Origin of the sequence: Clostridium sp. AF29-8BH (assembly GCF_003478145.1) — a bacterium.
GTDB lineage: Bacteria > Bacillota > Clostridia > Lachnospirales > Lachnospiraceae > Otoolea > Otoolea fessa.
On record NZ_QUEL01000021.1, the window covers coordinates 24,959 to 47,030 of the forward strand.

General features: G+C 49.8%; 17 protein-coding genes and 1 pseudogene. 9 read left to right on the forward strand and 9 right to left on the reverse strand.

Annotated elements, in window-relative coordinates; translation table 11 throughout:
* Positions 1-92: 92 nt before the first annotated feature.
* The 3 genes from DWZ16_RS11955 to DWZ16_RS11965 all read right to left on the reverse strand — a co-directional run bounded on the left by DWZ16_RS11955 (position 93) and on the right by DWZ16_RS11965 (position 2,256).
* On the reverse strand, positions 93-368 hold the full coding sequence (locus DWZ16_RS11955; RefSeq protein WP_107001717.1) for a hypothetical protein: 276 nt from the start codon (positions 366-368) through the stop codon (positions 93-95).
* A gap of 59 nt (positions 369-427) precedes the next feature.
* Complete coding sequence (locus DWZ16_RS11960) at positions 428-697, reverse strand: hypothetical protein (protein WP_118492978.1); 270 nt, start codon at positions 695-697, stop codon at positions 428-430.
* A 467-nt stretch (positions 698-1,164) separates the two neighbouring features.
* On the reverse strand, positions 1,165-2,256 hold the full coding sequence (locus DWZ16_RS11965) for a M20/M25/M40 family metallo-hydrolase (protein ID WP_243022019.1): 1,092 nt from the start codon (positions 2,254-2,256) through the stop codon (positions 1,165-1,167).
* 333 nt (positions 2,257-2,589) lie between these two features.
* Here DWZ16_RS11965 and bsh point away from each other — a divergent pair, with 333 nt between their 5' ends.
* The 8 genes and pseudogenes from bsh to DWZ16_RS12010 all read left to right on the forward strand — a co-directional run bounded on the left by bsh (position 2,590) and on the right by DWZ16_RS12010 (position 12,394).
* Positions 2,590-3,564, forward strand: a complete 975-nt coding sequence (bsh, locus tag DWZ16_RS11970; RefSeq protein WP_118522925.1) for a choloylglycine hydrolase — start codon at positions 2,590-2,592, stop codon at positions 3,562-3,564.
* 193 nt (positions 3,565-3,757) lie between these two features.
* A complete protein-coding gene (locus DWZ16_RS11975; protein ID WP_022359593.1) occupies positions 3,758-4,198 on the forward strand; it encodes an FKBP-type peptidyl-prolyl cis-trans isomerase in 441 nt (146 codons plus the stop codon).
* 284 nt (positions 4,199-4,482) lie between these two features.
* Positions 4,483-4,932 (forward strand): MarR family winged helix-turn-helix transcriptional regulator, encoded by a 450-nt coding sequence (locus DWZ16_RS11980; protein WP_118522926.1) that lies wholly within the window; start codon positions 4,483-4,485, stop codon positions 4,930-4,932.
* Positions 4,925-6,283 carry an MATE family efflux transporter gene (locus tag DWZ16_RS11985; RefSeq protein WP_118522927.1) on the forward strand — a complete coding sequence of 453 codons (1,359 nt, stop codon included), beginning with the start codon at positions 4,925-4,927 and terminating at the stop codon, positions 6,281-6,283. Before DWZ16_RS11980 ends, DWZ16_RS11985 begins: the two co-directional genes overlap by 8 nt.
* Before the next feature lie 294 nt (positions 6,284-6,577).
* Positions 6,578-7,096, forward strand: coding sequence for an Hsp20/alpha crystallin family protein (locus tag DWZ16_RS11990; RefSeq protein WP_022360671.1), 519 nt, complete (start codon positions 6,578-6,580; stop codon positions 7,094-7,096).
* Positions 7,097-7,251: 155 nt separating this feature from the next.
* Positions 7,252-8,438: pseudogene (locus DWZ16_RS12000) on the forward strand (J domain-containing protein).
* 366 nt (positions 8,439-8,804) lie between these two features.
* Positions 8,805-10,646, forward strand: a complete 1,842-nt coding sequence (locus tag DWZ16_RS12005; protein WP_118522930.1) for an NAD(P)-binding protein — start codon at positions 8,805-8,807, stop codon at positions 10,644-10,646.
* Positions 10,640-12,394, forward strand: coding sequence for a [FeFe] hydrogenase, group A (locus DWZ16_RS12010; RefSeq protein WP_118522931.1), 1,755 nt, complete (start codon positions 10,640-10,642; stop codon positions 12,392-12,394). Before DWZ16_RS12005 ends, DWZ16_RS12010 begins: the two co-directional genes overlap by 7 nt.
* A 124-nt stretch (positions 12,395-12,518) precedes the next feature.
* Here DWZ16_RS12010 and DWZ16_RS12015 read toward each other — a convergent pair whose 3' ends face one another.
* From DWZ16_RS12015 to DWZ16_RS12035, 5 genes are all read right to left on the reverse strand, one after another.
* Complete coding sequence (locus DWZ16_RS12015) at positions 12,519-13,472, reverse strand: carbohydrate kinase family protein (protein WP_182427361.1); 954 nt, start codon at positions 13,470-13,472, stop codon at positions 12,519-12,521.
* A 97-nt stretch (positions 13,473-13,569) separates the two neighbouring features.
* On the reverse strand, positions 13,570-15,045 hold the full coding sequence (locus tag DWZ16_RS12020; protein WP_118522932.1) for a glycoside hydrolase family 32 protein: 1,476 nt from the start codon (positions 15,043-15,045) through the stop codon (positions 13,570-13,572).
* Between the two features lie 36 nt (positions 15,046-15,081).
* On the reverse strand, positions 15,082-16,068 hold the full coding sequence (locus DWZ16_RS12025) for an ABC transporter permease (RefSeq protein WP_107001726.1): 987 nt from the start codon (positions 16,066-16,068) through the stop codon (positions 15,082-15,084).
* A complete protein-coding gene (locus DWZ16_RS12030) occupies positions 16,068-17,576 on the reverse strand; it encodes a sugar ABC transporter ATP-binding protein (RefSeq protein ID WP_118522933.1) in 1,509 nt (502 codons plus the stop codon). The genes DWZ16_RS12025 and DWZ16_RS12030 overlap by 1 nt, the downstream gene beginning before the upstream one ends.
* 99 nt (positions 17,577-17,675) lie before the next feature.
* The gene (locus tag DWZ16_RS12035) at positions 17,676-18,704 is read right to left on the reverse strand and encodes a sugar ABC transporter substrate-binding protein (RefSeq protein ID WP_107001728.1); all 1,029 of its coding nucleotides are present in this window, start codon (positions 18,702-18,704) and stop codon (positions 17,676-17,678) included.
* A 377-nt stretch (positions 18,705-19,081) separates the two neighbouring features.
* Between DWZ16_RS12035 and DWZ16_RS12040 the strand changes: the two genes are divergently transcribed.
* Positions 19,082-21,061, forward strand: coding sequence for a LacI family DNA-binding transcriptional regulator (locus DWZ16_RS12040; protein WP_118522934.1), 1,980 nt, complete (start codon positions 19,082-19,084; stop codon positions 21,059-21,061).
* A gap of 6 nt (positions 21,062-21,067) precedes the next feature.
* Here DWZ16_RS12040 and DWZ16_RS12045 read toward each other — a convergent pair whose 3' ends face one another.
* On the reverse strand, positions 21,068-21,988 hold the full coding sequence (locus DWZ16_RS12045) for a LysR family transcriptional regulator (RefSeq protein WP_022360660.1): 921 nt from the start codon (positions 21,986-21,988) through the stop codon (positions 21,068-21,070).
* Positions 21,989-22,072: the final 84 nt, after the last annotated feature.

Below are 22,072 nucleotides of genomic sequence, written 5' to 3' on the forward strand. Positions count from 1 at the left end.
TAGAGAAAGAGGAAGCAACCGAGGTTGATGGACGGATGCCTCCTCTTTCATTGAATATGGAATATATCATAAGCGTTATTTTTAGAATGTGGCTATTTAAAACGAATCCGCCATACTCCTATGATCAAGATAATTTCAGAAAGCAATCGCAATACTTTCGTGATTCGATAAGCTGTATCCTCTTTTATCTCTGGACTCTCCTGCAAGTATTTGCATTCAATAAAAGCCCTTGCCGCAATTTCTCCAAAAACTGCCAGCGCTAAAAATAAAGAAAAGCCTGCCATGCCTTTTGCATAACTGTACAATGACAGTAAGAATAAAATAGAGACGCCTATATTGTATAATGTCAGCCAGAATTTTTTCTTCATATCGATCACCTCTCGATTCAATCCAAGTGTAACAGAGTCTTTTATTAAGCAAAAATGTTCTAATGACGAGGCCATACTCCTACCACCAAAATAAGACCACAAAGATATCCGAGTGTTTTTGCGATCCGATAGGTTTTATCCTTTTTGATTTCCGGATTCTCTCGTAAAAATTTCCATTCAAATTTTGCCTCTATAATACTTGCTGCCAATACCGGTATCGCTAAACATAAGGTCACCGTTGTCAAGCCTTGAAGAGACGTGTACAGTAACAATAAAAGTACCACCGAACCGCCTAAATGGTATAATATCAGCCAGAATTTTTTCTTCATATCGATCACCTCTCGATTCACTATCCTGACAGGGCTGAAATCTCACAAAACAGCAACCTCTCTTTATTTTTGCAAAACCAGACATGTCTCTTATTTATTCTAATAATATCAGATTTATGTTCCAAAATATATAGACATTTTCTTACTTTTCTTACAAAATAGTTACAAAAATAACTTTACCAAAATGAAAAGGTACTTTTATAAATGAGAATATCCGCCCTCTTTTAATATCTGCTCTCGAATATCCCTTGCCTTTGGATATCCTTCTTCCATAAGCTGGATGGACATTTCATTCAGCGCTTGTCGATGTTATTTTCATTCCAAATCACCCTATTTTTTGTTCGAACGGCTATATAATTGTTTTGGTGAAATAATAAAGCCGTTCGGCTATGTCAACATTTTTCAGTTTTACTCTATACTCGCTTCTTGCCCCTGCGTAATCAGTTCCGCGATCAATCTCGCCCCATTCACAATATCCCCCACCTCGCATACTCCCGCACGGAATGAACATCGTACATACCGCAGGAAAGCACCGCGCATGGGATTCCGTGCTGCATCATCGTGTTTCCGTCGCTGCCGCCGAAGGTGCTGCCGAATTTCGGCTCGATTCCCAGGGTGCGGCAGGCCCCGGCAAAATGAACTGCCACCGGCGAGTCCGGTTCCAGATGGAAGGCTTTGACATGGAGGCGGTGTGTGAAGGAAAGCTCTGCCCCCGCCTCTTTGACGGCGGTTTCAAAGACATGGCGGACATCTTCCAGGGTCTCTATCGCCTTTTCATGGCTGTAGCTGCGGATCTCGCCCCGGCAGGTGCAGAGTTCCGGCACTGCATTCACGACCGAGCCGCCCGAAATCATCCCCACATTCAGGGTTGTCTCCTCATCCACATGTCCCAGCCGTAACGCGGCGATCGCGCGGGCCGCAGTCTGGATCGCATGAATGCCTTTCTCCGGCTCAAATCCAGCGTGCGCTGCGCGCCCCTTGACTGCCGCCTCAAAGGAAAGGATCGTCGGTGCCTGCAGGATCGCTGTCCCGACTGGTCCAGTTACATCCAAAACGTAAGATTCCTTCGCTTTCATCTGGCTGAAATCGAACTCCGAGCTTCCTCTTGTAAACGGCTCTTCCGCCGCCGCAAAGAGGATCTCGATATCCCGGTGCGGGATTTCTGCCTCCTGCACGGCACGGATGCCTTCTAAGATGGCGATTACCCCGGTCAGATCGTCCGCGCCAAGCACGGTGGTTCCATCCGAAGTGATGGTTCCGTCCTCATGAAAAACCGGCTTCTTTCCGATTCCCGGCGCGACCGTGTCCATATGCCCGGACAGCAGGATCGGCGTGCCAGACATCCCGCCCTTTAACGTTCCAAACAGATTTCCCGCATTGCCTCCGATTTTCTCGGCTGTGTCATCTTCCTTTGCCTGGATTCCCAGCTCTGCGAGCTTTTCCTTCAAGCGATCCGCCATCTCGCGTTCCCCGAAACTTTCTGAGTCGATCCGCGCCAGCTCATCAAATTCAGCGCGGATGCGGGCTTCGTTTATCTGGATTCTATCTGGATCAGCCATGGGTGAGTCCTCCTGTAAAAAAAATTATTTGCCTATCATTTCTATTTGTTTATGCCCCTTATTATATACCCAGACAATACATTTGTGAAGCAGATTGATTTTACCTTTCACTTTAAGTCCTAAAATGATCTGACCAATCTCTTTCTATTTCCATATCCGCTTTTCCTCTATATTTTTCTCAAAAATTTGATATACTAAATATACTAAAAACAGCAAGATTCATTTCCACTTTTACAATGATGCAGTTGAGTATAAAGCATACAACAAATAAATAGAACATTGATAAACACCATCTGACCCACACACTTTGAAACAGAAAAAGGAGAAATGACCATGTGTACAGCCGCAACCTACAAAACCGCCGATTTCTACTTCGGCAGAACCTTAGATTATGAATTTTCTTACGGGGACGAAGTAACCGTCACACCTCGCAACTATCCACTTACTTTCCGCCACGCAAGCGCGGTTTCGACCCACTATGCCATCATCGGCATGGCACATGTGGCGGGGGATTATCCGCTTTATTATGATGCTTTTAATGAGAAGGGGCTTTGCATGGCGGGACTGAATTTCGTCGGCAATGCCTCCTACCAGAAGCCGCAGGAGGATCATGACAACATCGCACAGTTTGAGTTCATCCCCTGGATTCTCAGCCAGTGTGCGTCCGTGAAAGAGGCTCGCGTCCGCCTCGCCCAGATGGTACTGACCGACACTCCATTCAACGAGCAGTTTGCCCCGGCGCAGCTTCACTGGATTCTTGCCGATAAAAATGAATGCATCGTCATCGAGCCGATGGCGGACGGACTGCATATCTACGACAATCCGGTGGGTGTCCTGACAAACAATCCGCCGTTCCCGCAGCAGCTGTTCTCCCTCAACAATTACATGAACCTGTCCCCGAAGCAGCCGCAGAATACATTTTCTGCCGATCTGCCGCTTACAACCTACAGCCGCGGCATGGGTGCCCTCGGACTTCCGGGAGACCTCTCCTCCGCCTCCCGGTTTGCACGGGTCGCTTTTACAAAATCAAATGCCCGCTCCGGCGCATCCGAACCAGAAAGTGTCAGCCAATTTTTCCATATCCTAGGTTCGGTTGACCAGCAGCGCGGATGCTGCGAGGTCTCCGATGGAAAATATGAAATCACACTCTACACCTCCTGCTGCAATGCGGATAAGGGGATTTACTACTACACGACATATGAAAACCATCAGATCACGGCAGTGGATATGAACCGGGAGAACCTGGACGGGGAGACGCTTTCGCGGTTTCCGCTGGTGCAGGGGGAGCAGATTCGATGGGAGAACTGATCTTCTCTGCTTCCAGCTTGCCCCATCCTCGTTGCAAAAACTGACAATATTGGCACCGGAGAGACAACATTTCTCTTCCCATTCGCCTTGTTTTCTAGTATACTGATAAATATGCATCTGAAATCACTGGAAATTGTCCGTTTGAGGAAGATTGTCCATTACCGCATATCAATATCATTTGGAGGATTTTAAAATGTCTGAAATCACAGGACGCAACGTCGGCAAAACCTGCCGCACACATTACAGAGGTACTTTTAACGATGGCACACAGTTCGATTCTTCCTACGATCGCGGCGAACCGCTGGAGTTTGTCTGCGGCGCCGGTCAGATGATCAAGGGCTTCGACGCCGCTGTCGCTGATATGGAAGTCGGCGAGGTAAAGGAGATCCACCTGATGCCGGAGGAAGCTTACGGCATGCCGGATCCGAACGCAATTCTGGAGCTTGAGATTGCCAAACTGCCGGGTTCCGAGGAACTGCAGGTAGGTCAGCAGGTTTACTTAACCAACCAGATGGGACAGCCGTTCCCGGTAAAGGTTATCGCAAAGGATGAAGTAAATATCACGTTTGACGCCAATCATGAGATGGCTGGTAAGGAGCTGAACTTCAAGATCGAATTAGTTGAAGTAAAGTAATTACTATTATTTATGGTAAATACCATGGAAAGTGAACGTACTATCCAAACACATTGCGGCTATGGAAATTTTTCATACTTCATAAAATGCCACGCCGCTGCATTCTGTGTTGCTGCCCACCTACATACAAACAGCAACACAACTGCCCTTACATTATAACAACACGCGCCGTCAGCGCCCATCCCGGGAGCTGGCGGTATTTTTTTCTTGACAACTTCTCATTTCCCTATATAATTATCTATGGTAATTATCGCAAGCAACTATTTGATAAGGAGACTTTCTATATGACCATCGAAACAATCAAGCGGATGTTGGACGCCTGTTATCAGGGCAAGCGGATCCGGGATATGCTTCCGCCGCTGCCGAAGGGAGTCACTTCCTCCTATATTCAATATCTGGATGTCATCCAGTCGCTGGAACGAAACGGCGTCCACGTGAAAATATCGGACATCAGCGATGCGCTGAACCTGCCGCGCCCCGGCGTGACCCGGACCGTCAAGGAGATGGAGACGGGTGGTTATCTGCAAAAGAAAACCTCGCCGGACGACAGACGCATCACCTACATTTCCATCACCGAAGCGGGCAGGGCGCTCTCACAGACGTATGACGCCGAATATTTCAGCGCGCTCGCCCCATCTTTAGATATCATCTCTGAGGAAGATGCCCGCCAGATGGTTCAGACGATGGAGACATTTTATCAGATTATGTGCAAACGGAGGGATTCCCATGAATAATGATAAAGCTGATTTTACACAAGGCAGTATTCTGAAAAAACTGATTGCCTTCATGATTCCGGTACTCGGTACACTGATTCTGCAGGCGGCATACGGCGCGGTCGATCTGCTGGTGGTTGGACGGTTCGGTTCGACTTCCGGCCTTTCCGCTGTCTCCACCGGCAGCCAGGTCTTAAACCTCGTCACCTTCGTCGTAATCCAGTTCGCTATGGGTATCACGGTTTTGATCGCCCGCTATCTCGGTGAAAAGAAACCGCAGCAGATCGGCGCGGTTGTCGGCGGAGCTTCGATCGTGTTTACGCTCATTTCCGCCGTTTTATTCGTCGTCATGGTCTTTTTTGCCCGCCCGATCGCCATTCTCATGCAGGCGCCCGAGGAGGCGGTGGATCTGACCGCCAGCTACATCCGCATCTGCGGAGGCGGCATTTTCTTCATCGTCGCCTACAACCTGCTGTCCGCCATCTTCCGCGGGCTCGGTGACAGCCAGTCGCCGCTTCTCTTTGTCCTGGTTGCCTGCATCGTCAATGTGATCGGCGACCTCGCACTGGTAGCTGGTCTTCATATGGACGCCGCCGGCGCCGCCATCGCGACCGTCTCCGCGCAGGCGCTCAGCGTCGTATTTGCTATTCTTCTTTTAATTAAGAAAAAACTGCCATTTACGATCACCCGGCATGATTTCCGGTTCAACACCCAGTGCCCGAAATTTCTTTCCATCGGCCTGCCGCTCGCGCTCCAGGAATTTTTAACCCAGCTTTCCTTCTTAGCCCTGTGCGCGTTCGTCAACCGCCTGGGACTGGAGGCATCCTCCGGTTACGGTGTAGCCTGCAAGATCGTCAATTTCGCCATGCTCGTCCCGAGCGCCCTGATGCAGTCGATGGCTTCCTTCGTCTCCCAAAACGTAGGGGCAGGGAAAGTCAAGCGTGCCAAGCACACCCTTTTTACGGGAATCGGCGTCGGTCTGTGCGTCGGCTGTATCGTCTTTACCCTGGTTCTCCTAAAGGGCGATATCCTGTCCGGCTTCTTCTCGACGGATGCGGCGGTCATCCAGAACAGCTATGATTACCTGAAAGGATTCGCACTTGAGTCCATCGTGACCGCGGTTCTGTTCAGCATGATCGGATATTTCAACGGAAATAACCAGACACTCTGGGTTATGACACAGGGACTCATCCAGACGCTTCTGGTGCGTCTCCCGCTAGCGTATTTCATGAGTATCCAGCCGGACGCCAGCCTGACGAAAATCGGTCTCGCAGCCCCGGTTTCTACGATCGTCGGCATTGTACTAAATATCGGATATTATATCTACTGGACCCGGAAACAGCAGCACCCGCCAGTGGAAGAAATCATATAAAAACATAGGAACTGCTCCGTAACAGGCAGGCACTTTCAGAGCGAAGGTGTCTGCCTGTTATCATTACGGTACTTTCGGTTCCAAAAGTGCCTACCCGTGAATAATTGCGTTGTTCACAAAAACTTCACAGAAAATTAGCACTCACCTCTTGACAGTGCTAATTATGTGTGTTATATTACAGCTAGAACAAAGGAAAGGACAAGGAAATGAATGAGTTCCCCTTTTCCTCCCAATGTTTTTACATAGATGATAACTACAAAGACATTTACAGATAACTAAAAGGAGAGATGACTTATGTATATGCCGAGTATTTTTAATAATAGTGTATTTGATAACTTTGATAACTGGATGGATTTTTCCTTCCCGAGCTTTAACCAGAGACTGTATGGCGCTTCCTCTTCCCAGCTGATGAAGACGGATGTCAAGGAAACCGATAAGGATTATGAAGTTTCCATCGACCTGCCGGGATTTAAGAAAGACGAACTTCAGATTGAGCTGAAAGATGGCTATCTGACCGTCAGCGGTTCGAAAGAAGTTACATCGAAAGATATGCCGGAGGAGAATCAGAAAGATGCAACGACCGCAGAAGCAGATGCTTCCAAGAAGGACGCTAAAGCCGAGCAGAAAACCGTTAAATATATCCGCCAGGAACGCTACAGCGGCAATGTAAGCAGAAGCTTCTACGTCGGCGAGAACTTGGAAGAAAAGGATATCCATGCCAAATTTGAAAATGGCACTCTGACCCTGACCTTCCCGAAAGAGCTGGAAAAGAAAGCGGTTGAAGAGAAGCATTTCGTTTCCATCGAAGGTTAATAATCAGATAGGCAGCTGCGGCTCACACATTGTGTTGCCAGCAGCCAGATAGCTTCAGAAGCTGTCGCAGGAATGCGGCAGCTTCTATCATACCCAATCTTTTATCATAACAATAATTGAAACTTAAATCACTGCATCTACGGAGGTGATAATCAATGGCAGAGAAAAGAGACTATTATGACATACTGGGGATAAAGCGGGACGCCAGTGCGGAGACGATCAAAAAGGCATTCCGGAAACTTGCCAAAAAGTATCACCCGGATTCCAATGCCGGTAATCCCCAGGCAGAGCAGATGTTTAAGGATGTCAACGAAGCCTATTCGATCTTAAGTGATCCAGAAAAAAAGAAACTCTACGATCGCTTCGGTCACGCCGCATTTGACCCGAACAGCGCCGCATACGGCGGAGCTGGCAGTGCCGGCGCTTCTGGAAATGGTCCATTTGGCTCCGGCTTTGGCGGTACCGGTCAGGGCGGTGCCTGGCACTATCAGAGCGTCCGGGCGGTTATGCAGAATACCATTTTACCGGGGATGACATGGACGATATGGGTGACATTTTTGGAGATATGTTTGGCGGCATGTTCCACGGCAAGAGTTCGGGCGGCAGTTCCCGCAGCCGACATTTCACGGGCGGTTCCGGGTTTGGCGGCTCTGGGACTCATTTTACCGGTGGTTCCAGTTTTGGCGGTTCTAGCGCTCATTTTGGCGGCGGGTCTGGCTTTGGCGGCTTCGGCGGCAGTCAGGGCTTTCACAGCGCCGATTTCCGTGAGAAAGGTTCTGACCTCACGTCCGATGTAACCATAAGCTTTGATGAAGCCGTATCCGGCTGCGAGAAGCTCATCACTCTGCAGAACCCACAGACCGGCAAGCGCCAGTCTTTACAGGTTCACATCCCAGCGGGCATCGATACCGGTAAATCTATCCGTCTGAAAGGAAAAGGCATGCCGGGAACGGGCGGCGGCGAGGCGGGCGATCTTCTTTTAAATATCACCGTCACCGCGAAACCGGGATGGGAGCGCAAGGAGATGGATGTTTACTCGACCGTCCGCATTCCGTTTACCACCGCAGTCTTCGGCGGTGAGGCGCTGGTTTCCACCCTGTACGGCAATGTCCTGTGCAAGATCGCAGCCGGGACGCAGTCGGGAACCAAGATTAAATTAAAGGGAAAAGGCATTGTTTCCATGAAGAATCCGTCCATCCATGGCAATCAGTACGTGACGGTCCAGATCGATGTCCCGAACCATCTGACCCCCGAGGCAGAACAGAAACTTCGCGAATTTGAACACGCCTGCGGACTGAACAAAAACAGTCAGGGCGGACCCAACGGCAGGAGCGCAGCTTGACGGCTCCTGCCGTTTTTTACTGAACGTCTGTAAAGCCAAAAATATCATAGAATTTTCGCCATATTATTTTCATATATATGGCTGTGGTTTTCATAAATATGATATTTTAATTGTAAATAATCCATAATTTCATCACCTTTTAATTGTCATGAAATTACCGCAGCTATATATTCAACATTCTTTCACACTTTATGCCTATCTTTCTTATCTATTTTATCTGTTTTTACCTCACTTTCATTTCTTTTTTTAGATATTTTGCAATAAATACCTTGTGTTTTTTATTCGTTTTATGTTATAGTAAACACATAATTGCATCGAAAAATATAACGCATTTTATTTCACATTTATGAAAGGAGTTTATACCTTATGAGCAGACTCGTTATACCTACTAACAGCGAGGCTCAGAATGTCGTAGAAGGGCTTTACAAAGATCTGGAACGGCGCATCATCGCCAGCCCGCCAGGTCTTTGTCCTGTCGACCTGACCGCTGCATTTTTAAAAATGTGCCATGCACAGACCTGCGGCAAATGCGTTCCCTGCCGAATCGGTCTCACACAGCTCTCCAATCTTCTGGAAGACATCCTAAACGGAAAAGGAACCATGAAGCATTTAACCATGCTGGAGGAAACAGCCCGTGTCATCGAAAGCACGGCTGACTGTGCCATCGGCTATACCGCTGCCCAGATGGTTTTAAAAGGACTGGACGGCTTCAAAGAGGATTTTATGGAACATATCTTACACAACCGCTGCCGCAGTAATCTTGATCAGCCGGTTCCCTGCGTAGCTCTGTGCCCGGCCGGAGTTGATATTCCGGGTTACATCGCCCTGACCGGCGAAGGACGCTATGCCGATGCAGTCCGCCTGATCCGCAAGGACAACCCATTCCCAACCGCCTGTGCGCTGGTATGCGAGCACCCATGCGAGTCCCGCTGCCGCCGCAACATGCTGGATAATTCTATCAATATCCGCGGTATCAAACGTGTAGCTGTGGATATGGCAGGATATGTACCAGCACCGGCCTGTCCAACCTCCACCGGCAAGCGCATCGCGATCATCGGCGGCGGCCCCAGCGGCCTGAGCGCTGCTTATTATCTGCAGCTGATGGGACATCAGACCACTGTATTTGAAAAACGCAAGAAACTCGGCGGCATGCTGCTGTACGGAATTCCAAGCTACCGCCTGCCACGAGAGCGCCTGCAGGATGATATCAATGTCATTCTGGAAACCGGTGTGGAAGTCCGTCTTGAAACTTCGGTCGGAAACGATCCAGGACAGCTGTCTCTGGATGAACTCCGCAAAGAATATGATGCTATCTACATCGCCATCGGCGCTCATAGTGATAAAAAGATTGGTATTGAGGGAGAAGATGCCGGCGGTGTTATCTCAGCCGTCGAATTCTTACGTGCCATCGGTGACGGCAAATATCCGGATCTTACCGGCAAGAAGGTCTGTGTCATCGGCGGCGGCAACGTAGCCATGGACGTAGCCCGTTCTTCTGTCCGTCTGGGTGCAGACAAGGTGGCAGTTGCCTACAGACGCCGCAAAGCTGATATGACCGCCCTTCCGGAAGAGGTTGAAAGTGCCATGGCTGAAGGCGTAGAGATCATGGAACTTTACGCACCGGAGCGGATTGAAGCAGACGAGGACGGCCAGGTAAAAACTCTCTGGGTAAGCCAGCAGATGCCGGGAGAAATCCGCGGCGGACGTCCTTCACCGAAGGCTATCGGCACCGACTCTATCTCGGTTGAATGTGATATCGTCATCGCAGCTGTGGGTCAGGGTATCGAAAGCCGTTACTTCGTAGAACAGGGTATCGACGCAAAATGGGGCATCATCCAGGCAACCGGATGGACCTCCATTCAGAATATGCCGGGTATTTTCGCCGGAGGCGACTGTGCAACCGGACCGGCAACCGTGATCCGTGCAATCGCTGCCGGCAAGGTAGCCGCAGCCAACATCGACCAGTATCTCGGCTACAACCACGAGATTACCTGCGATGTGAAGATTCCGGAACCGGATCTCTCCGACCGTACTCCTTGCGGACGTGTCAACCTGACAGAGCGTCCTGCCGGAGAACGCAAATGTGACTTTACACTTACCGAATGCGGCATGAGCCTCAAGGAGGCTGGTCAGGAAGCCAGACGCTGCCTGCGCTGTGATCACTTCGGTTATGGAAACTTCAAAGGAGGGCGGACCACATCATGGTAAATACGAATCTTGTATCCATCAAAATTAATAATATACCACTGCAGGTTCCAGAAGGAACCCGAATTCTGGACGCCTGCCGCGACAATGGTTTTCACGTTCCTTATCTTTGCTATCTGAAAGATATCAACGAGATCGGTGCCTGCCGTGTCTGCGTTGTAGAAGTGAAGGGAATCCACCATCTTGTTACTTCCTGCAACAACCAGGTTCAGGAAGGCATGGAGATTCTCACAAACTCTCCCAGAGTCCGTGAAGCCCGCAAGATCAACGTGGAACTGCTTCTTTCCCAGCATCACACCAACTGTCCCACCTGTGTGCGCAGTTCCAACTGTGAATTAAAACAGGTGGCAAGTGATCTGAACCTGACCGTTGACCGTTATAAAAACGAATATCCGGAAATGATCTGGACTTCTACTTTCCCACTGATCCGTGATGCAGGAAAATGTATTAAATGCATGCGCTGCGTCCAGATCTGCGACAAAATCCAGACCTTAAATATCTGGGATGTGTCCGGAACCGGTTCCCATACAACCGTCGATGTTTCCCACAATCTGGAAATCAAAGAATCCGACTGTTCTCTCTGCGGACAGTGCGTTACCCACTGCCCGACGGCCGCTCTCCAGGAGCGGGATGATGTGGAAGCCATCAATGGTATCCACGGTGAACTGGCAAATGATGACAAGGTAACCGTAGCGGTTGTCGCTCCGGCTGTCCGTGCCGCATGGGGTGAAGAATTTGGTCTTTCCCCGGAATTTGCTACTGACAGACGTTTCGTATCCACCTTAAAATCCGTTGGATTTGACTATGTATTCGATGTTGACTTTGCAGCCGATCTGACCATCATGGAGGAAAGCAACGAGCTTTTAGCCCGCTTACAGCAGCCGGATAAATACAGCTGGCCTATGTTCACCTCCTGCTGCCCTGGCTGGGTCAGCTTTGCAAAGAGCCAGTATCCGGAGCTTCTGCCGCAGCTTTCCACTGCCAAGTCCCCGCAGCAGATGTTCGGTGCTGTCATCAAAACTTATTTTGCACAGAAAAAAGGCATTGCACCGGAAAATATCACCTGTGTTTCCATCATGCCGTGTATGTCCAAGAAGCGTGAACTGACTCTTCCGGGCATGGACAGCGCCGGAACCGGACAGGATATTGATTATGTTCTGACCACCCGTGAAATCTGCCGTCTCATCAAGGCCGATCACATCGATGTATCCAGACTTCCGGAGTGCGACTTTGACGATCCTCTCGGCGAAGCAACCGGAGCCGGTGTTATCTTCGGTGCCAGCGGCGGCGTACTGGAGGCAGCTCTTCGTACCGCTTACCACACCGTAACCGGTGAAAATCCGGAGATCGGCGAACAGAGTCCGCTGAAGGTTCTGCGCCAGATCAGCTCCTTTAAGGAACTGGAGATCGATATCAAGGGTGTGAAGCTGCACTGTGCAGCTCTCAGCAGCCTAGGAGAGGCCAGACGCCTCATTCAGGCGATGAAACGCGGCGAATGCCACTATGATTTCGTTGAAGTCATGGCATGTCCAGGCGGATGCATCAACGGCGGCGGCCAGCCGATCCGCCCATCCTTCCAGAATAAGCCGAAGGACTGCGCAGACCGCGACCAGTGCCTGCGCGGCTACGACGCCCGCAGCGCCATCCGGTTCAGCCATGAAAACAAGGCGGTTCAGACACTGTATGACGAGTATCTTGAAGCTCCGTTATCCGATCGTGCACATCATCTGCTGCATGTGGAGGAATATTAATATATCCAAACAGTCACACAACAAAACCCCAGAGAGTTGCCGCTCTCTGGGGTTTTGTGTCATTCACAGATGACCAATCTGAGGCTAGTTACCAACTACTTACTCTATCTTTTCTTCTAGCCTCTCAGCTCTCTTCAATCTCCTCCATCTCCGGAATTGCCGAGATTCCGCCGCGGCGTTCGACGCACAGACTTGCCACTGCGTTGCCGACCCTGCCAAACTGAATCATCTGCGCCCGGGTCAGGTGTTCCGGCGAGGTTTCTTCCTGCAGATAGGAGGCGAGAAAACCTCCCCAGAAGGAATCACCAGCGCCGGTTGTATCGACCGCATGGGAGGAAAAGCCCTCCGCTTTTACGATTCCATTTTCATTGCCGATCAGGGCGCCATCTCTTCCGAGCGTCACTGCCACCAGGTGCACGCCCTGACGGAGCAGATACTGAATCGCTTCCTCCGGGTCCTGATACGGGGTCAGAAGCGAGGTTTCTTCATCCGAAATCTTCATCATATCTACATAGGGAATCAGCGACTGCATCCGAAGCTGTGCGGTCTCCGGATCACTCCAGAGCGCCGCCCGGTAGTTCGGATCGTAGGAAATCACCGCACCGCTGTTTCTAGCAATATTGATCGCCTCATAGGTTGCCGTCCGGGATGGATCATCGGTCAGCGACAGGGAACCGACATGAAATACTCTCGTATTTTCCAGGATCTCCGGATCGATCTCTTTCATGCACAGATTCGTATCTGCCCCCGGCTTTCTCGCAAAGGCAAATTCGCGCTCCCCGTTTTCTTTCAGGCTTACAAATGCAAGCGTGGTAAAATACTTCTCATCCTGAATCAGGTTGTCCGTATTGATACCTGCCCGGATCAGGGTTTCCTTCAGGAAATCGCCGTGCATATCCTTACCCACCTTGCCAATAAATGCTGTCTTCCTTCCAAATTTCGCAGCCGCCGCCAGCAGATTGGCCGGCGCACCTCCCGGATTCTGCTCAAACAAACGCATTCCCTGCTGTGAAACGCCTGCTGGAGTAAAATCAATCAGAAGCTCTCCCAGCGCTGTGATGTCTGTTTTTATTCTCATACGAATCATCCTCCGTATTACAAGTTATATCAATGGTGCCGCCATCCAGCCCTCTCACAGGCGGACAGCCACATCCGTTCGTCTCTCACAAGGAATTTTACTTCCGAATCGCGATATTTGCAAATTCTACTTTCGCGTCCTGCGCCAGCAGACCGAGCTCGTACTCCGGTTTCCGGAAAATACGATAGGTAAACGCCACCTGCTCGCCCACGAACACCTCAACCATATCATGATCGACCGAAATCTTTACATCAATTGCCTGTCCATCTTTAATCTCAAAGGTCTTCTCAGCCACCCGAACGCCATCCGGTCCCGGTTCGGTTGCCTTCGGAACTGCCTGACAGGACTGCTCCCAGAACGGGTCAACTCCCATCGGCAGGGACAGAAGGGATACTCGCTGCATCGCCACATCAAACTCTAAGAACAGGCAGCCGCTTGCCTCCCAGTCGGATTTCAACAGGATTCCGAAGGAATCATTCGCTTCTTTCGGGATCACCGTGCCGGTAAACAGGAACTTTTCTTCCGGCTGCTCCAGGAAACCATACGCGGTTGTCCCGCATCCATCCAGCTCAACCGTTGTATCTCCATACAGCTTGTATTCTCCCATGACCGGAAGGTATTTCCAGTCAACTTTCTCTTTAAAGCAGTTTACATATTCTTCCGGAAGCTTCACGTCCAGCTGTCCGTCTGCCGTTGCAACGACCTCATGCGGAATACAGAACGTGCCGCCCCAGTACCACTCGCCGCGATCGCTGTTTTCTGCACGGTCATGCGCCCAGGCAAAGTAGAAACGGCGCCCGTTGTCATCCTGCATGGATTTAGCTGCATAGAAGCGGCGTCCGCCGATGCCGTCTTTCTTCGGCTTTTTCCACGGTCCAAACGGAGATTTGGAAGTGCGGTAAATCGTGTTGACAAACTCGGAAAAGCGGGAATAGGAAAGATACCAGGTATCGCCTATCTTGTACATCTCGCTGCATTCCGGACAATTCGTATTGCCTGCCGAATACAACGGACCATAATACTCCCAGTTCACCAGATCCTTCGAGCGGTACAGGACGATACAGCCGCGTCTTGTCACCGGCATATCAAGCCGTCTCGCCGAGATCAGAATCCAGTAGCATTTATCTTCCTCATTATAAAATACATACGGATCACGCCAGTCCAGCTTTTCATATAACTCTATCATCGGCGTGATAACCGGGTTTGCCGCATCCTTCGTCCAGGTAATACCATCCTCGCTCGTCGCATGGCAGATCGTCTGCTGATATTCTGCCGTCAGGCAGTAACCCGTATAGAATGCGTGATATTTTCCTTCGCCGTAGATAACTGAGCCTGTCCACACGCCGGACGCATCCGGTTCATCGCCCTCGCCCGGATAGAGTGCCGTCGGCAGCTCCTCCCAGTGCACCAGATCCTCTGAAACTGAGTGGCTCCAGGTAGTACGCAGTCTCGCCGGATATACCGTGGTTCCTGGCGGGGATGTCAGTGAAAAAATATGATATTTACCTTCATGATAAAACGGAATCGCATCACCGGTCGAATCCGCAAATGACATTTTTCTGAAAAAATCCATTCTTCTCTCCTTGCCTTTCTAAATGTGCTTTTGGAATTATTTCTTTTTTCTGAGGAGTGCCAGATTGCCCTTCTGGGAATCCAGTACAACCGCGCAGGCAATGATCAGACCCTTTACAATCAGCTGCCAGTAGGAGCTGACACCGATCAGATTCAGACCATTGGAAATAATACCGATTACCATCGCACCAAATACTGTGCCGCTGATACGTCCGCGTCCGCCTGCCATCGAGGTTCCGCCGAGGACACAGGCTGCGATCGCATCCATCTCATAGCCACTTCCGACGGACGGCTGTCCGGAATACATTCTCGATGCCAGAACCAGACCTGCAAACGCCGCCAGGGCGCCCGACAATGTAAACACGATGATCTCGACTTTCTTGATCGGAACACCAGAGAGACGCGCCGCCTCACGGTTTCCGCCGATTGCATACACATAGGTACCAAATTTTGTTTTAGAAAGCAGAAAACTAAATACGATAATTAAAATAACCATATAGACAACCGGCAGCGGAATAATGTTAAACAGATAACCCGTTCCGATTGCAATGAAAAACTTATCCGTAATACGGGTGGACTGTCCGCCCGAATATACATACGCGATACCGTTGCAGACATTCATCATTGCCATCGTAATGATAAATGCCGGAACACGGAATTTCGATACAACCATACCATCAATCAGACCAGCCACAACACCGATGATGATGCCAGCCGCAATCGCCACGCCAATCGGAAGTCCCTGATTAACTACAAATCCTACGGTCAGAGTTCCACTCATCGCTACGATCGCGCCAACTGCCAGATCGATGTGTCCGAGAATAATAATCAACGTCATTCCCAGTGCAATGTATGTATTAATGGAAATCTGTCTGAGCACTGAAATGATATTGCTCGGTGTCAAAAATTTATCGGTTGCCAGTGCGACTACCACACATAAGATAACCAGCACTCCAATAATTCCTGTATTTCCGGTAAATACCGAGAGTACCGAATTGCCTGCTGTACTTTTCTTTCCGTTCATCACTCTTCGCCTCCTGCTGCATACTGCATGATTCTCTCCTGATCCAGTTCTTCTCTTCCGAGCATTCCCGTCATTTTTCCCGCCTTGATGACACATACGTTATCGCACATATTGATGATCTCCGGCAGCTCGCTGGATACCATGATAACGGCGATACCCGCCTTCGCCAGCTCATTAATAACGGAATAAATCTCAAACTTCGCATTGACATCGACGCCTCTCGTCGGCTCGTCCAGAATCAGGACATCCGGCTTGATTGCCAGCCATTTTCCAAGGACAATCTTCTGCTGGTTTCCGCCGGAAAGACTTCCCGCTTCCACCAGTTCCACCCGGTCTGCCACTGCTTTGATATGAAGCTTTTCTTTATAATAATCAATCACTTCCTGACATTTCCGGTCGCTGATGGCAATTCCGTTAATATAAGAGTCAATCGATGCCAGCGTGAGGTTAAAACCGACCGTATTGCCAAGGACAAGTCCCTGTTTTTTCCGATCCTCCGGCACCAGTCCGATGCCCGCCTTGATTGCCTGGATCGGTGTCGTGAAGCGGACTTCCTTTCCATTTAAAAGAATGGTTCCGCTCTGGTATTTTCTGGCTCCAAAGATACATTCCATGATCTCGCTTCGTCCGGCTCCGACCAGACCCGCAAATCCCAGGATCTCTCCCTTTCTTACCCGGAAGCTGATATCTGAGAACACACCCTCACAGGTTAAATTCTTCACTTCCAATGCCGTTTCTGCATGTTCCAGATCGTTGTAATCTCTGGCATAGAAGCTCTCTAACTCCCGTCCTACCATCATGGCTACCAGCTCGTTCGCATTCGTCTCCGATGTTTTTTTTGTTCCCACATAGGCGCCATCGCGGATGATGGTAACTCGATCCGAGATCCGGAACAGTTCTTCCATACGGTGGGAAATATATATAATGCTTACCTGTTTTGCTTTTAATCTCTCAATGATTCCAAATAACTGTTCTACCTCGTCATTGGAAAGGGAGGACGTCGGCTCGTCCATGACGATGATCCGTCCGTCGAAGGATACCGCCTTTACAATCTCAACCATCTGCTGCTGGGCGATCGTCAAAGATTCTACCAGCGTATCCGGGTGGATATTGACCCCGAGGTTTGCCAGCATCTCGCCTGCCCGGCGGTTCGTCTCCCGCATATCCACGGTGCCGAATTTCGTCTTGATTTCCCGTCCCAGGAACAGGTTCTGCGCGACCGTCAGATACGGAACCAGGACGATCTCCTGATGTATGATTCCGATTCCTTTCTCCTGGGCGTCCGAAACACCATTTATCTCAACTTCCTGACCATTAATCTTGATTGTCCCGCTGTCCGGTTTATAAATTCCTCCAAGGACCTTGATAAGCGTTGATTTACCCGCTCCATTTTCTCCCAGAAGCGCATGAACCTCGCCCATTTCCAGGGAAAAATTGATCCCTGACAATGCATAGATCCCGGAAAAACTTTTCTTGATATCTATCATTTCCAGAATTGTTTTTCCCATAGAACCCTCCGTTTTTTAGAAATGCGGCAATGAACCCCATCGCCGCATTTTCCATGTTTTATTTTATTTCACGTAACTGTTAAGCTTCCTCGCAGTTCATTACTGCCAGTCGTTCAGAGTCTTCTCTGCCTCTTCTTTCTCTACCAGATGGGAATCCAGATATACTTTCTTCTCATCGATTGCGGTATCGCCGCCTACATATTTCTCAGCTGCGTCAAATGCATATTCTGCAATCTGAAGCGGAACCTGGCATGCAACTGCGGTGAACTCACCGTCTAAGAGTGCCTGTTTTCCATCCGGGGATGCATCGATGCTATATACACCGATCTCGCCGGTCTTGTTTGCTGCCTTGATAGCTGCTGCCGCACCCAGGGCAGACGGGTCATTGATACAGAAGAATGCTTCCAGATCCGGGTTTGCTGTGATGATATCCTCAGCCAGTCCCATCGACTGATCCAGCGCTGCACCGCCATCCTGCTGTGCTACAATCTCAAATTTATCTTTCTGATCGCCAAGACCCTCAAGGAAACCATTGACACGATCCACGCAGCTTTCATTGGACGGGAAATCCAGAACTGCAATCTTTGCGCCATCCGGATAATCTTTCGTCATCTGCTCGCCCACTAACTGGCCTGCCATATATGCGTTGGTTCCAACGAACTGTGTCACGAACTGTTCGATATCATCATCGATGACCGCGGTATCTACGTTGAAAATCGGAATACCCGCATCTGCAATCTCAGCCAGTCCGGAGGTAATACCTGCGGAGTCAACCGGGATAACAAATACTGCATCGTAACCGCTGTTTGCACAGTCAGATAACTGGCTGAGCTGCTTGTTTAAATCATAATCCGGATCCAGGCAGGTATAGGAAATGCCGTTTTCCTTGCACAGCTCGCTGAGCTTTGCATCAATGGAACTCTGGAAAGTATTGTTTAAAGTATTCGTACAGAATGCAAACGATAAATCGCTGGTCTTTGCCTCAGCCCCCTGCGTATCTGCCGCTGCCTCAGAAGCATCGGCTGCCGCTGTTGTATCGGTACTGCTGGAAGAGCCGCATCCTGCCAGCATTGCTGCCATCATGCAAACCGAAAGACCTGCTGCTGTAAATCTAAGACTTTTTTTCATAAATCTGATCCTCCTCTTACTTCATCACTGTTTAGTGCATTTCAAACGGATTGTTATAGTTTTCTTTTTACGTAAAAATTTTTCTCTCTGGAAGGAGTCTCCCTGTCTGATATCTAGATATTACTCTATTCCATGCCCTTTCGTCAATACTCTTGTGGCATATTGCACTAATTTCAGCGATATATTCATCCTGTTTTATTGATATTTATGCACTTCTACCGCTCTTTCTAATTTTTTACGTAAATTATATTTACCTTATCGTTTTGCTCCTATTTTTGTGCTATAATCAAAAAAACAGAAACACAAAACTGCGGCAAATCCAAATCCAGCCGCGCAGGAACCGCCGGACTAAATCCGTACCAGCAAGGGGGAGTTTTATGACCATCAAAGAAATCGCCGCAAAGGCAGGCGTCTCCATCGCCACCGTTTCCCATGTTATCAACCATACGCGCTATGTCAGCCCGGAACTGGTGGATAAAATCGAAGCTATTATTGAAGAAAGTGGATATTCTGAAAAAATCAAAAAAAAGGTGCGTAAAATCCGCAGCGGACGCAGTTCACAGATTGTCGCTGTCTTTCCAAATATCAAGAGCGCGCTCTACTGCGATCTGTGCAATCAGCTGCAGTCCTACGCGACCAGCCAGGGCTATCAGTTTTACACCGCCGTCACCAACGACAACCTGGAAGAGGAGAAAAGCATCCTGCAAAACTTAATCTCCAGTGCCAAGACCATCGGCATCTTTCTCTCCCCGGCAAGCAGCAATCCGGCTACCTATTCATTTCTCTATGAATCCGGTATCCCGTTTGTATGTGTCGAACGATTCATTGATGACGATGTCACTCCGCGGATCCTTTTTGATTACACCAAAGCATTTCACTCCGCTACTTCCTATTTTTTTGAGAGCGGACACGAAAATGTGCTGTTTCTGGTAGAAAAAACAGACAGCCTCGCCAAACAGGACAAGATTGCCGGATATGAGCGGGCGCTTCTCTCCGCCAACCATACCCTGAGCAGTTCCTGCATCGCGGAGATCAATCTGTATCAGTCCAGTGATACCATCAGCCTGAATATTCAGAAAAGCATCACCCGGTATCTCCCCACCGCTATCATCGCCGGTGGAAACCGGCTGACTATGTTTCTTCTCAAGGCGCTGCGGGAGCTGGGAAAAGACTGTCCGCGCGATATTTCCATCATCGGATTTGACGATATGCTCTGGTGCGAGCTGACCGCCCCACCGCTATCCTGCATCCACCGGGACATCGACCAGATGGCAGAACTCGCCTCGCAGGCACTCTTTGACGAGATCAACCACCTCTCCGGCGCACCTTTGACCCGCTACGCAGATGTAGAGCTGATTTTGCGTGATTCCACCCGGATCATCGACAACGGTCCGCTCGGTGAACACGCCGTCTCCCCGGACAGCATTCGCCTCTCCAAGGAGGAAAAACAGCTTTTGCGAACTGGAAATTACCGCGTCGCCATCTCCTTCCACTACACTGGAACTGCCTGGGCTGCCCTGCATCAGAAAGGCATCCGGGATGAACTGGAACAGTACGGAATCGATATTATTTCCACCATGGACGCCCATTTTGATCCTGCCCTCCAGAATATGCAGCTCGAAAGCATCAAAATGCAACACCCGGACGCCGTCATCGCCATCCCCACCGACGATGTCCAGACGGGCCCGGCATTTCAGGAATTATCCAAAATGACGCGGCTGGTCTTTTTAAGCAATGTCCCGCAGAATTTCAGCCGGAACAATTACGTCTCCTGTATCTCCGTCAATGAGCGGGAAAATGGCACCAATACAGGGCGCATGATCGGTGAATATCTGAAAGAAAAACCGCATGCCAAAGTCGGCTTCATCATCCACGGCGCCATGTTTTACGGCACTACTGAGCGTGATAACTGTGCCGAAAAAATATTAAGGGAATCCTATCCCGACATTGAAATCACTGCCAGAAAGGGATTTATTCAAATTGAAAATGCCTACAAGGTATGCTATGAGATGATAAACGAGCACCCGGATATCCAGGCGCTCTATGTGAGCTGGGACCGCCCCGCCCTGCTCGCCATCAAGGCCCTAAAAGCTTTGAACCGGACAGATATTGCTGTCTTTACCACAGATCTGGATTTTGAGATTGCAGAAGAAATGAATCAAGGATTTGTAAAAGGACTCAGCACCCAGAGACCATATGACCAGGGAAAAGCGGCCGCTCTTGCAGTCGCCAAATCCCTGGTCAGTGATAACGTTCCTAAATATATTGGAGTGCAGCCCTATGTAGTTCATGAAAAACAGCTGAAACGTGCCTGGAAGGATATTTTCTTTGAGGCACTGCCGGAGGAGCTGGGGTAAAAAAGCTCACCGCTTCAGCAGCTCCGGCGCCATCTCCTGAAACAGCTTCGCGAGCGCCATCGCCGCCCGCGAGCGGTATTTTCCAGCGGGCCAGGCGAGCGCCAGATCGAGGAAAATACCATCTTTCCCGATCCGCAGATAGCGGAACTCATCCCGCATGATGCGGCAGGAACGGTAAGTAAATGCGAGTCCGACTCCCTCCCGCGCCATCGCCGCAGCGAAGGAGGCGGAGAGGTAGGTGTCGAGTCCCAGCGGTTCCACGCCAGCCTCGCGCAGGGAGCGGCGGCCAGTCCGTCCGAGGACGGTGCTGGGCGGTCCCAGAATATACTCAAATGGTGCGGTGTCCTTTAGGTCGATCCACATCTGTTCCGGCTCCGATTCACATGGCTTCGCAAACGCCATGACCGGGTGGTCGGCGGTGGTGGCGATCATGATCTCATCCCGCATCAGGAAATCCACACCGTGTTTGATCCGAACCGGTGGCGCGGCTATCAGCGCCAGATCTAAAAGTCCCTCTAAAATCTTATTTTCCAGATCAATACTGTCCATCTCACAGATCTCCACATGAACTCGTGGATACAGGGCATGGAATTTTTTCAGGACCGGCGGCAGCAGGTAGGTCCCCCGGTAGGTACTGATGCCGAAAATGACAGTGCCGCCCTTTAAATTTTCAATATCCGAAGCCTCGCTGCGCGCCTCCTGGTACTGCTGTAAAATCTGTCTGGCATGGAAAATAAATGCCTCCCCGGCAGAGGTTGGACGAACCCCGCGGGCAGTACGGACGAAAATCGGCGTCCCCAGATCCTGTTCAAACAGGCGGACCGCCTGACTTAAGCTCGACTGCGCCATAAACAGTTTTTCAGCTGCGCGGGAGATGCTTCCCTCGTTAGCGACGGTTACGATATAGTCTAGTTCCTTTAAATCCATGAGAATCCCCCTCACGAGATATCGGAATTTCCGATATCTGGTATAACAAATCTTGCCTTTCTCCTATAACAAAAATAGTATAAG